Annotated in this window: 13 protein-coding genes and 1 other RNA gene; 7 read left to right on the forward strand and 7 right to left on the reverse strand. The window is 54.0% G+C overall.

What is annotated here, in order from left to right; translation table 11 throughout:
• Window positions 1-242 precede the first annotated feature (242 nt).
• From secG to ssrA, 5 genes are all read left to right on the forward strand, one after another.
• Window positions 243-470 carry a preprotein translocase subunit SecG gene (gene secG, locus DZC51_RS03025; RefSeq protein WP_157293900.1) on the forward strand — a complete coding sequence of 76 codons (228 nt, stop codon included), beginning with the start codon at window positions 243-245 and terminating at the stop codon, window positions 468-470.
• Between the two features lie 63 nt (window positions 471-533).
• Complete coding sequence (locus tag DZC51_RS03030; RefSeq protein WP_304504508.1) at window positions 534-1,289, forward strand: alpha/beta hydrolase; 756 nt, start codon at window positions 534-536, stop codon at window positions 1,287-1,289.
• Window positions 1,290-1,328: 39 nt separating this feature from the next.
• Window positions 1,329-3,785, forward strand: a complete 2,457-nt coding sequence (rnr, locus tag DZC51_RS03035; RefSeq protein ID WP_157293901.1) for a ribonuclease R — start codon at window positions 1,329-1,331, stop codon at window positions 3,783-3,785.
• A gap of 77 nt (window positions 3,786-3,862) precedes the next feature.
• A complete protein-coding gene (smpB, locus tag DZC51_RS03040) occupies window positions 3,863-4,333 on the forward strand; it encodes an SsrA-binding protein SmpB (RefSeq protein ID WP_157293902.1) in 471 nt (156 codons plus the stop codon).
• 141 nt (window positions 4,334-4,474) lie between these two features.
• Window positions 4,475-4,832, forward strand: a transfer-messenger RNA (tmRNA) gene (gene ssrA, locus DZC51_RS03045).
• Between the two features lie 71 nt (window positions 4,833-4,903).
• On the opposite strand, the gene DZC51_RS16385 is transcribed toward ssrA, so the two are convergent.
• The 3 genes from DZC51_RS16385 to DZC51_RS03060 form a co-directional block, all read right to left on the reverse strand.
• Complete coding sequence (locus DZC51_RS16385) at window positions 4,904-5,110, reverse strand: hypothetical protein (protein ID WP_370513669.1); 207 nt, start codon at window positions 5,108-5,110, stop codon at window positions 4,904-4,906.
• Between the two features lie 382 nt (window positions 5,111-5,492).
• Window positions 5,493-5,780, reverse strand: a complete 288-nt coding sequence (locus DZC51_RS03055) for a YrhK family protein (protein ID WP_157293903.1) — start codon at window positions 5,778-5,780, stop codon at window positions 5,493-5,495.
• Between the two features lie 160 nt (window positions 5,781-5,940).
• Window positions 5,941-7,455 (reverse strand): glycine betaine uptake BCCT transporter, encoded by a 1,515-nt coding sequence (locus DZC51_RS03060; protein ID WP_157293904.1) that lies wholly within the window; start codon window positions 7,453-7,455, stop codon window positions 5,941-5,943.
• 355 nt (window positions 7,456-7,810) lie between these two features.
• Between DZC51_RS03060 and hutH the strand changes: the two genes are divergently transcribed.
• A complete protein-coding gene (gene hutH, locus DZC51_RS03065) occupies window positions 7,811-9,358 on the forward strand; it encodes a histidine ammonia-lyase (RefSeq protein ID WP_157293905.1) in 1,548 nt (515 codons plus the stop codon).
• Between the two features lie 15 nt (window positions 9,359-9,373).
• Window positions 9,374-10,327, forward strand: a complete 954-nt coding sequence (locus tag DZC51_RS03070; protein ID WP_157293906.1) for a 5'-3' exonuclease — start codon at window positions 9,374-9,376, stop codon at window positions 10,325-10,327.
• 53 nt (window positions 10,328-10,380) lie between these two features.
• Here DZC51_RS03070 and DZC51_RS03075 read toward each other — a convergent pair whose 3' ends face one another.
• From DZC51_RS03075 to DZC51_RS03090, 4 genes are all read right to left on the reverse strand, one after another.
• Window positions 10,381-10,890 (reverse strand): C39 family peptidase, encoded by a 510-nt coding sequence (locus DZC51_RS03075; protein WP_157293907.1) that lies wholly within the window; start codon window positions 10,888-10,890, stop codon window positions 10,381-10,383.
• Between the two features lie 87 nt (window positions 10,891-10,977).
• On the reverse strand, window positions 10,978-11,298 hold the full coding sequence (locus DZC51_RS03080; RefSeq protein ID WP_157293908.1) for a thioredoxin family protein: 321 nt from the start codon (window positions 11,296-11,298) through the stop codon (window positions 10,978-10,980).
• A 61-nt stretch (window positions 11,299-11,359) separates the two neighbouring features.
• The gene (locus tag DZC51_RS03085; protein WP_157293909.1) at window positions 11,360-11,764 is read right to left on the reverse strand and encodes a hypothetical protein; all 405 of its coding nucleotides are present in this window, start codon (window positions 11,762-11,764) and stop codon (window positions 11,360-11,362) included.
• The gene (locus DZC51_RS03090; protein WP_157293910.1) at window positions 11,761-12,036 is read right to left on the reverse strand and encodes a ferritin family protein; all 276 of its coding nucleotides are present in this window, start codon (window positions 12,034-12,036) and stop codon (window positions 11,761-11,763) included. Before DZC51_RS03090 ends, DZC51_RS03085 begins: the two co-directional genes overlap by 4 nt.
• Between the last annotated feature and the right edge of the window lie 62 nt (window positions 12,037-12,098).

A 12,098-nucleotide genomic window follows, 5' to 3' on the forward strand; every position in this document is an offset into this window, starting at 1 on the left:
ATGGCCTGCGAACTTGACACATGGCGGGCGGACTTGCAACATGGGGCGCCGACTTGCCACATGGCGCACGAACTTGCAACATGGGACGCTGACTTGCCACATGGCCTGCGAACTTGCCGCATGGCGGTCGGGATTCTGGTGCGCAATCAGCAATCTATCAGAAAGTTTTTTCGAGATAGTTGTGGCGGCAGTCCTGCTTTGATAGAATGGATATTGTTGAGAATGTTTCAGGAGGTGGAAAAATGCATACACTGCTCATGACGCTGCTGCTGATCGTATCGATTTCGCTGATTGTCGTCGTCCTGTTGCAATCCGGGAAAAGTGCAGGTCTTTCCGGAGCCATCTCCGGTGGAGCGGAGCAATTGTTCGGCAAACAGAAGGCGCGCGGTCTTGACCTCGTCTTTCATCGCGTGACGATTATTCTGTCGGTCCTTTTCTTCGTGCTTGCAATTGCCGTCACGAAGTTCTGAATTTAAACCACCCGCCCGGCCGCATGCGCGGTTGGGCGTTTTTACATAGGAGGCGAAATCATCATGAAAAAAGTGAAACTCACCCCTCCAAAGCCATTCTTCTTTAAACACGGGCCGCGGGCGGTGCTGCTGCTGCATGGGTTCCGTGGAAGCTCTGCGGATGTCCGGATGCTCGGGCGATTTCTCGAAAAGCATAATTACACTTGTATGGCGCCGCACTACTCCGGACATGGAGTTGAGCCCGAGGAACTGCTGAAAACCGGACCGTCCGACTGGTGGGCTGATGTCGAGGCTGCTTACGAGCAACTGAAAGAAGAAGGCTACGAAGAAATCGCCGTTGCCGGATTGTCCCTTGGAGGTGTGTTCACCCTCAAATTAGGGTATAACTATCCCGTAAAAGGGCTTGTATCCATGTGCGCGCCCATGGTCATGAAAACAACGGACATCATGTTTGAGGGCGTGCTGCAATACGCGGCGGAATTCAAGAAATATGAAGGAAAAGAACCGGACCGGATCGAAGAGGAAGTGGAACAGATCCGTGAGCAGGGAATGGCTTCGCTTCCGGCATTGAGGGACTTTGTCCATGACGTCCGGGATCACGTCGAAGAGGTGTATGCGCCGGTCTTCGTCGTCCAGGCCGAGCAGGACAGGGTGATTGATCCGAAATCCGCCGACATCATCTACGAAACCGTCGGATCTCCGGAAAAGAAGATCAAGAAATATCCGGAGTCGGGCCATGTCATCACGCTCGGGCCGGAAAAAGAGGAGCTCCACCGGGATATCCTTGAATTTCTGGAGTCACTGGACTGGAGCAAATAAAATCGCAAGTTGAAGACAGGCCATCGCAGGAGGGATATTGTGGAAGACTATTTAAAAGAATTGCGTGACCGGTTACTTTCGTTCATGCGGGATGACAGCTACAAACCATTGACCGTACAGGAAATCCAGGAAGAGCTGGAACTGACGGATGCAGGGGAATTCAAGGAACTCGTAAAGGTCCTAGTGGAACTTGAAGAAAAGGGCGACGTGATCCGATCACGTTCGGACCGCTACGGGGTGCCGGAGCGGATGGACATCATCCGTGGCCGGTTTATCGGACATGCCAAAGGATTCGGCTTTGTCGTACCGGAAGAAGAGGGCATGGATGATATTTTCATCCCGCCGAATGAGACGAATACTGCGATGAACGGAGATACGGTGCTGGTCAAGATTCTTAAAGAATCCGGCGGAGACCGGCAGGAAGGATCCGTCATCCGCATCGCAGAGCGGAAAAACACAAAAGTCGTCGGGACATTCCAGGCGCACCGCGGCTTCGGCTTCGTCATCGCGGATGACAAGAAGCTGCCGATGGACGTGTTTGTATCCAAGGAAAACACGCTTGGTGCGGTCGATGGTCACAAGGTGGTCGTGGAAATCACCGAATGGCCGAGCGAGCGGAAATCCGCTGAAGGTATCGTGGTGCAGGTGCTCGGACACAAAAACGACCCGGGCGTCGACATTCTCTCGATCATCTATAAATATGGCATTGAGATCGACTTCCCGGACGAAGTCATCGAACATGCAAACCGAGTGCCGGATGAGATCCGCGAGCAGGACCTGTTCAAGCGGCGGGACCTCCGTGGCGAACAGATCGTCACGATTGACGGCGCAGAAGCGAAGGACCTTGACGATGCCGTCACAGTCACCAAAAACAGCGATGGCACCTATAAGCTCGGTGTCCACATCGCTGATGTCAGCTATTACGTGACGGAGAACTCTGCGATTGACGAGGAGGCCCGTGAACGCGGGACGAGTGTGTATCTGACGGACAGGGTGATCCCGATGATCCCTCACCGCCTATCGAACGGTATCTGCTCGCTGAACCCGCATGTCGACCGCCTTACACTCAGCTGTGAGATGATCATCGACAGCAAGGGCAAGGTCGTGTCCCACGAGATCTTCCAGAGCGTGATCCGGACTGTGGAGCGGATGACCTATCACGATGTCTATAAGATCATCGAAGAAAAGGACGAGGAGCTCCGGGCGCGCTACGAGCCGCTTGTACCGATGTTTGAACATATGGCTGAACTCGCAGCCATCCTGCGCCAGCGTCGGTTCGACCGCGGAGCAATCGACTTTGATTTCAAGGAATCGAAGATCATTGTCGACGAAGAAGGCTGGCCGACGGACGTTGTCGTACGGGAACGTACGGTAGCGGAGAAGCTGATCGAAGAGTTCATGCTTGTCGCGAACGAGACGGTTGCGGAACATTTCCACTGGCTTCGAGTTCCGTTCATCTACAGGATCCACGAAGATCCGAAATCCGAGAAGCTGGAGCGGTTCTTCGAGTTCATCACGAACTTCGGCTTGCTCGTGCGCGGAACGTCGAACAAAGTGCATCCGAGGGCACTCCAGGAAATTCTTGAATCGATCTCCGGAGAGCCGGAAGAGCCGGTCGTCTCGACAATGCTCCTGCGTTCGATGCAGCAGGCAAGGTATTCTGAGCTGAGCCTCGGCCACTTCGGACTTTCCAGCGAGTTCTACACGCACTTCACTTCGCCGATCCGTCGGTATCCCGACCTTCTCGTTCACCGGCTGATCCGGACATACCTCATCGAAGCAGATACTTCGCCGGCTACCGTCGCAAAGTGGAAAGGTGAAATCCCTGAAATCGCGGAGCACTCTTCCGACATGGAGCGGCGGGCGGTCGATGCCGAGCGGGACACGGAAGCGCTCAAGAAGGCCCAGTTCATGGTGGACAAGGTCGGCGAAGAGTTCGAGGGCATTATTTCCTCCGTCACGAACTTTGGCCTGTTTGTTGAACTGGAAAATACGATTGAAGGACTTGTCCACGTCTCTTATATGACTGACGACTATTACTGGTTCGATGACCGTAATCTGATGATGGTCGGTGAGCATACTGCCAAGCAGTTCCGGATCGGGGATAAGGTGAAAGTCCGCGTTATTTCGGTCAAGCCTGAAGAGTCGGCAATCGACTTTGAACTGGCGGATATGGACAGCACGAACGCACCGGTCCGCCGGACGCGCAAAGACTCTCCTAAAGTCATCCGGACAAAGGGTGACACGCGAGGCGGAGGCAAAGGCCGCGGTGAAGGCGGACGTGGCGGACGCGACTCCGGAGGAAACCGGGGCGGAGGCCGTAATGGCGGCGGTCGAGGTGGAAGCGGTGGCGGTCGCGGAAACCGTAGCGGCGGTTCTGGCTCAGGCAGACCATCCGGCCAGGGCGGTTCCGGAGGCAGGAACCGTTCCGGCGGCGGTGGCGGTAACAGAGGCGGCCGCGGAAACGCACCGCGCGGCGGCAACCGGCAGAAATAACACCAGCCGAAATGAATAAACCATGACACCGGACGGCATCCTGCCGTCCCGTTGTCCGTTATAGAGGGGGGAAACCGATGGCAAAAGGAAATGACAATCGTGTCCTGGCACAAAACAAAAAAGCCGGGCATGATTATTTTATCGAGGATACTCTTGAAGCGGGGATTGTCCTGCAAGGGACCGAGATCAAGTCCGTCCGGAACGGCAAGGTCCAGCTGAGGGATGCCTTTATCCGGATCCGGAACAATGAGGCTTGGATCTCGAACATGCATATCAGCCCCTATGAACAGGGGAACCGCTATAACCATGATCCGCTGCGGGCGAGAAAGCTGCTCCTTCACAAAAAGCAGATCAGCCAGCTGATCGGCAAGACGAAGGAAGAGGGATTCTCGATCATCCCGCTAAAAATGTATGTCAAGAACGGCTATGCAAAAGTCCTGATCGGTGTTGCGAAGGGCAAGAAGAAGTACGACAAGCGGGAAGACCTGAAGAAAAAAGAACACAAGCGCGAAATGGAGCGGGCATTCAAGGCAAAACAGCAATATTGAATGCGCTCCGCCTGCAAGCGGACAAGCAGTACTGAGTGCCCTCCGCTTGCAAGCGGGCCCGAAATATCCTATAATAAGGTTACAGATTGCCAGTGTAACGAGCTTCAGTAATCCTATTCAGGATTTCCAATCTTCCCAAACGGGGACGTTTTGGATTCGACAGGGATGGTCTGAGCTCCGGTTGCGCGTCGGAGGGTCGGCTCCGTATCAACGACATTTAACAACAACTGGCAAAACTAACAACAACCTCGCTTTCGCAGCGTAAGCTGCTGAAACGGTCCTTCGGTTCCATCGCCCATGTGGCATCGCGGGACTCACTTATCAGTGGGATACGACGTCTGTCTGCCGCCTGAGGCTGACGTAAGAGATTTACAGGATAGCGCGCAGGACGCCTGCTGACCGGCAAAATGCCGCGCGAACTTCAATAGATCAGATACACGCGTAGAAGCCGGAGTATTGGAGTCTCTGGACGCGGGTTCGAATCCCGCCGTCTCCATAATTATGGTGACATCATAACGATTCAAGCCCCCTCATCTGTTGAGGGGGCTTTTTCATGCATGCCTGATCCGCTCAGCGGCAGGAGAATGAACGGATTTCGTCCAGGTCGATGCCGAAATACTCCCAGCGGCCCTGCCGTGATCTCCACCGGTAACCGGCAACCGAGCGCCGGCCGACAAAGGTCGGATAGAACCAGAAACGCTGGCCATTAGTGAGGCGTACCTGGGTCACGCGGTTGAGGCATCTGCGGATAGCACCAGGGTCCACTGCGTGCGGCATGATAGGAGGCTGTCCGGGCGGTCCGGGTTGTCCCGGCCTGCCTGGTTGTCCAGGTCTGCCTGGTCTTCCTGGCTGACCCGGGAACCCAGGCATCCCCGGGAACCCCGGTCCGCCGCGTCCTCCATCATCCCACGGCAGCCAATCCATCGGAGACTCCCACATGTCTCCTCCTCCGGGTCTGTTAACCATGATTTCACTCCTTCCGGCAATCTTCCGTATTCTATGCAGGAACCGGGTAATGGACCGGGCGCCGGAAAGGTGAGCAAGGGTCTTTCGCCGGTGCACAGGAAAATCCGGCTCCTTTGAAAGTAAGGAGCCGGATGATTCGGTTGTGGAGTTGATGTGCATGTCGGTCAAAATGGCCTATTGAGGTGGTGCGGGCTTATGATTCATCCGTAGACGATGATGTCTGTTTTCCGATCGAGACGGCGTGCAGCATCTTCAGGACGGGCTTGATCAGCAGAAGGACGCTGCCGATCAGGAAAAGAACGGTTCCGGCATCCATTGCACTTTTAAAAAAGAAACAGATGCTCCCGATAATAAACAGAAGGCCAGTGAGAATTTCATTGGCCAGGGAGATGATCCGACAGTTTTTGTTAAAGAAAATTGCATACTTGCTCATTGGCAAGTCGAGTTCCTCATACTTGTCTAGATTCTTAAGAAACGGCAAAAAAAACCTCCTTTTGCCCGGTTGCCCCTCTTGTTGTCCCATACCCTCAAAAGATTCTTTGAAACGGTGTCCGGCTTGCAGCCCGTTAATGGCTTATACCAGCGGGCAATCCAAGCAAAAACAGGTCCATCCCATTATCGGGATGGACCTGTTGGCGGATTTAAGGTCGAGGTTTTTTCCATTCCTCTGATTTAAGGAGCCGCTTATGATCGCTCTGCATCGCCTTGATCAGGGACACCATCATGAGCATCATGATAACTGAGAACGGCAATGCCGCGATGATCAGCGAGTTCTGCAAAGCAGTCAGGCCATTTGCATACAGCAGGATGACCGCGATTGTAGCCTGCAGGGCGCCCCAAGTCAACTTCACTGCGTTCGGTGGTGTCAGCGAACCGTAGGTCGTCTGCATACCCAGAACGAATGTGGCCGAGTCGGCCGAAGTGATAAAGAAGATGGCGACCAGCAGGATGGCAACTATGGACAGGATCCAGAACATCGGCAGCTGTTCAAATACCCCGAACAGCGTTTCTTCCGTGAGAAGGCCTGTCAGGTCTGTGCCTGAGCTCTGGACATCCATTGCCGTCACACCGAACACCGAGAACCAGAAAAAGCTCACAATGGCAGGGAGGAGCAGTACGCCCGTAAGAAATTCCCTGATGGTGCGGCCACGGGATACCCGGGCGATGAAGATGCCGACAAACGGCGACCAGGAAATCCACCATGCCCAATAGAAGATGGTCCATCCGTCAATCCATTCACGTGCATCCGAATTAAGCGGAGCGGAGCGGAAGCTCATTCTTGGCAGGTTCTGAAGATATGACCCGATCGTATCGGTAAACGTGTTCATGATCAGCAGTGTCGGACCGACCGTGAGAACAAGGATCAGGAGAATCACTGCCAGAACCATGTTCGTATTGGACAGGATTTTGATGCCTTTGCTGAGTCCTGACCAGGCGGAAATGGAAAACAGGATGGTGACGACGATAATGATGATCGTCTGTACACCGAGACTTACCGGAATGCCCCACAGATAAGACAGGCCTCCGTTTATCTGGATGGCTCCAAAGCCGAGCGTCGTGGCTACGCCGAAAACAGTAGCGAACACCGCCAGGACATCGATCAGTTTCCCGAGTGGACCATTCATTCTCTCTTCACCGAAAATGGGTCGCAGCGTGGAAGAAATCAGGCCGGGATAGCCGCGGCGGAACTGGAAATAGGCCAGTGCCAGCGCGACCACGCCGTAGACCGCCCATGCGTGGATTCCCCAATGGAAGAAGGTGTAGCGCATCGATTCAATAAAAGCTTCGCGTGTCCCCGGTTCTTCCGTGGCGGGATCGATGGCAAAGTGGGATAGCGGTTCTGCTGCTCCCCAGAAAACAAGGCCGATTCCCATGCCGGCAGAGAAAAGCATGGCAAACCAGCTGATTGTTGAAAATTCCGGGCGATCTTCTGGCTTGCCCAGCCGCATCTTGCCCAGCGGACTGACGATCATGGCGAGGCAGAAGATGACAATCACTGTCACGATCAGAAGATAATACCACCCGAATGAGGATGTGATAAATGCAGTCATGGAACTGGTTACCTGCTCGAAACTATCCGGAGCAAATGTACCGTATCCAACTGCGAGGATCACAAGAGCAACTGCGATCCAAAAAACACTGGAAACTTTCTTCATATAATCCCTCCAATATGTTCGATTTTCGGGAACGTGCACACAGTGACCGACCTTAACGCAAAATTCCGGTCACTGTCAAGGATGCGGCTTGCCTGACATTGGCCAGCCGCATCCATATCGTCATTTTGCACTTCCGGACACCGGATAAAACCGGGATGCAGAATGATTGCCTGCTTCCGGCAAAATCGTTCCGTTTCTTTAATCATCAATTTCCAATACCCCAAATGGGCACATTGAAACGCCGGCTTCCTTTCGTCGGGTAAACGGCTGGCTTATTAATTGGGCAGGAAATTGTCGGTGATCGGAGAAAGCGTTATCATTTTTCGATAAGATAAAAGAAGAAGGGGTTGAGGCGATGATTACACTGACCGGGAGCGGGCTGACCCTCAGGCAACTTAAGCAGATTGTCGTCGGCAGGGAGCAGGTGACTCTTTGCTCTGAAGCGATGAAAAAAGTAAGTCGCAGCAGGGATGCCGTTGAGCGCCTCATCGCAGATGGACGGACCGCCTATGGCATCAATACTGGATTTGGCAAATTCAGTGATGTCAAGATAAACGCAGAGGATACGGAGGCACTCCAACTTCATCTTATCCGGTCCCACGCGTGCGGACTCGGGGAGCCGTTTCCCGAGGAAGTGTCCCGGGCGATGGCTGTTCTCCGCCTGAATGCACTTCTGAAAGGGCACTCCGGCATCAGGACTGTTGTGCTCGAGCGGCTGCGTGATATGGTGAACCTTGGAATCACGCCGATTATTCCGAGCCAGGGCTCGCTTGGCGCATCAGGCGATCTGGCTCCGCTTGCTCATCTCGCACTTGTGCTGATCGGGGAAGGGGAAGCCGTACTGGAGGGGATCGCAATGCCTGCAGGGCAGGCATGGGAGCGGTTGGGCATCCGGCCAGTCCGCCTCCGTGCGAAGGAAGGGCTTGCTCTCATTAACGGAACCCAGGCGATGACAGCCTGCGGGGCACTTGCTTTTCTGGAAGCCGAACAGCTTGCCCTGCAATCAGAATGGATTGCGGGGATGACCATAGAGGCGCTCACGGGGATCACGGATGCTTTCCATCCGGCCGTCCATGCGGCAAGAGGTTATCCGGAACAATCGGCGGTGGCAGAACGGATGAGAAATTGGCTTGACGGAAGCCGGCTGACAACACGCCAGGGGGAGCAGCGGGTCCAGGATGCCTATTCGATCCGTTGCATCCCGCAAGTGCACGGAGCGACCTGGCAGGTTTTGGGCTACGTCAGGGAAAAGCTTGAAATCGAATTTAACGCTGCGACCGACAATCCGCTTATTTTTGACGAAGGAGAGACCGTCATCTCGGGCGGGAATTTCCATGGGCAGCCGGTGGCATTTGCACTGGATTTTCTGAAGATCGGCATGTCTGAGCTTGCCAATATTTCGGAGAGACGGACCGAACGGCTCGTCAATCCTCAGTTGAATATGGGCTTGCCGCCGTTTCTCAGCCCGGAACCCGGACTGCAGTCGGGTGCCATGATCCTGCAGTACGCTGCGGCAAGTATCGTTTCAGAGAACAAGACATTGGCCCACCCGGCTTCTGTCGATTCCATACCGTCTTCGGCCAATCAGGAGGACCATGTCAGTATGGGAACAATAGCTGCGAGGCATGCAGCCAGGATCGTCGGTAACGTGAGGCGGGTACTGGCCGTCGAAGCATTTTGCGCGTTTCAGGCTTGCGCCATACGCGGGGAGGAGAAGATGTCTCCTGCCCTCCGGAGTAAGTGGGACAGCCTCTCCAAAACCATTCCGATATTAACAAAAGATCGGATATTCAGTTTGGACATCGCCAAAGTCGAGCGGCTGCTTGATGAGGAAGCCAGAAAATCCGGCCTTCATTCCGACACAGCGGACGGCTCCTGCGGTATGATGGAAGGAACGCAATGAGGAAAAGGTGATCGCATGAATACGATGGAGAAAATGGGGACGGAAAGCTGTAAGGAAACGGAGCGGCCGAAACTGCTTTTGATCGACGGCATGGCGGTACTGTTCCGTGCCTTTTTTGCAACGTCCGTGCACGGACGATTCATGAGGAATGCGGAGGGGACACCGACAAACGCCGTCCAGGGGTTTCTTGGCCACGCACTGTCTGCTCAGTCGATATTCCGGCCGACCCATATCGCCGTCTGCTGGGACATGGGGGCCTATACCTTCCGGAATGATCTGTATGAAGGCTATAAGGCGAACAGGCCGGAACCACCGGAAGAGATGAAGCCACAGTTTGATATGGGGCGGGAGTCCGCCTATCTGCTCGGCTGGAAAAGTTTCGGCATGAACGGCGTGGAAGCGGATGACCTGATCGGGTCGCTGACCACCCGCTGGAAAGACGAGGCGGACATCATGGTCGTCTCCGGTGACCGGGACCTGCTCCAACTGCTCGCGTCCGGGGTGCAGATTGCCTTCATGAAAAAAGGGCACACGGTATTCGATATGTATACAGACGAGCGCTTCCGTGAGGAATACGGATTCGAACCCGGGCAGTTCGTCGACCTGAAAGCGTTCATGGGCGACTCCAGTGACGGATATCCCGGTGTAAAAGGCATAGGACCGAAGACGGCCACAGGACTGATACTGGAATACGGTTCCGTAGAAGGTGTACTTCAGCATCTCGATGACTTGAAGCCCGCCGTCCGAAAAAAAATCACCGAACAGCTGGATATGCTCCACCTGTCCCGTGAACTGGCAGAGATCGACTGCCACGTGGTGTTTGACGCAGACCTGGACGAACTGGAAGTTCCGGAATATGGTTCAGATACCGCTCAGGCACTGGAAGCGGAAGGTTACCCGACCGCTGCCAAGCGGCTCCTGAATCTGTTCCCGGTATCCGGGGAACAGGAAGAATGGCCATTTGGCTGAGTCTTCATTATGATGAAAACCGCCGCAGCGTTCTGCGGCGGTTTTTCGTATACTCAGCGGACAGGTGTCATCCGGACAAAGGTCAAAATCGGCCGGTTCCGGGAATAGGGCACCCGGCGGATCCGGCTGGGACGACCGCGGCCGCCGTTATCATGGATGATGAGGATGATATCCCCGCTTTCCTCGCTGTATCCGACGACAGGCACCCAGTGGTATGCAAAGGTATATTTGCCGAACCAGCGAAAAGAAAACCACTTATCAAACTTTGCCGCCACCGGACGCCCTGCGAGAATTTCTTCTTTCAATCCGTCGAGCGTACATTTCCTTACGGCCCATCCTGTCCCGAGCATATGGGAAGCACCTCTGATAAACTTCCTGACGGACAGTCCGAGAGGTGTGCCGCCGAATGACCGGTAAAGGTCCGAAACGGTCAATGGACAGGCACCAAGAAGATGCCCGATCATCGTATATGCGGTTACCGGCCCGCAGGCGGAATTCTGCTGTGCCGGGTCGATATCCGGATCATATTGCGACTTTCCCCTGAATGACTCAATCAGACTCATGCCGGTCTCCCTCCGTATAACGTTTGCACTGATTATACCGCAAGAAAAGGGCATACAAAAAAGGAAGGCGGTCGCCTTCCTTAAAAATCAAGCATTGTAGCTGTCGAGGAATGTGGTCACCTGATCCGGTGTCTTGGCATTTGCGCTGTGAAGATGGGCTTTTTTCTCGCCTTCCTTGAAGACAAGAAGGCTCGGAATGCCCATCACTTCGTGCTTGTCCGCGATTTCCGGAAGGGCATCCCGATCCACTTCATACCATGTGAACTGATTGTACTTTTCCTCGATCGGCCCGATGAACATGTCCATCCGCCGGCAGTCCGGACACCAGCTTGCGTCGAACTTGATCAGTGACTGTTCCGGGTTGTTGATGATTTCGTTGAATTGTTCAGCTGTCGTAATTTTTTTCATCTCTATCCCTCCCATACGGATAGTGTACACTTTCCGGCGGGGAAAGGGATAGCCACTTGTTTCAGACGACCGGCGGGGCAGAGCCTTCAAATTTCTTGATGACGGTCTCGTAGTCCTGCCGTTTGGCGGCTTCCGGTTTCATCCAACCGTGGCGGGTGATCAGATCGCGCAGGTTCCGGCGGTTACTGTTGGAGTTTTGCAGGAAACTGGAAAGAAGGGATTCAAGTTTGCTGCTATACGTTTCGTTGTCCGCTTCCTGATAGAGATGGCATAGCTGTTCCTCCATTCTGAGCAGTAGGATGGCCATTTCTTTATCATTAAGGGAACCGTCATTTTGGTCCTGCTGATTATTTTGCTGATTATCCTGCTGATTATTGGAGGAGTCTCCGGATTCCTGCCCGTTTTTCTTATCGGCTTCCTGTTCCGTGTTCTGTTCCGCTTCTTTGCCGGCTTCTTTTTCGCTCATTGTGCCTGGTCCCTCTCTTTCTTCAGGAATTCAAGGATGTCACTTGCCTGCTTCAGATGATCCTTTTGGATACTCTCGAATTCTTTCTTCAGATCGGGAAGTTTTGTCGAGGCAGCAGCCGCTCCATACATTTTAGCGCAGAGCTTGCTGAGCTCCATGATCTGCGCAAGATCTCCTATGTTCCGCACAGTGACGGTATCAGTCTTGAACAACTCGGGATTCGGCTTGGATTGGTTCCCGGTTTTGATGGCCGGCTTGGAGAAGATGCCCATGTCAGGTCCTCCTCTTATACATGATTTAAAGGTAGGATGCCCTGATGATTTAAAAAGATGAG

The organism is Bhargavaea sp. CC-171006, assembly GCF_009761675.1.
GTDB lineage: Bacteria > Bacillota > Bacilli > Bacillales_A > Planococcaceae > Bhargavaea > Bhargavaea changchunensis.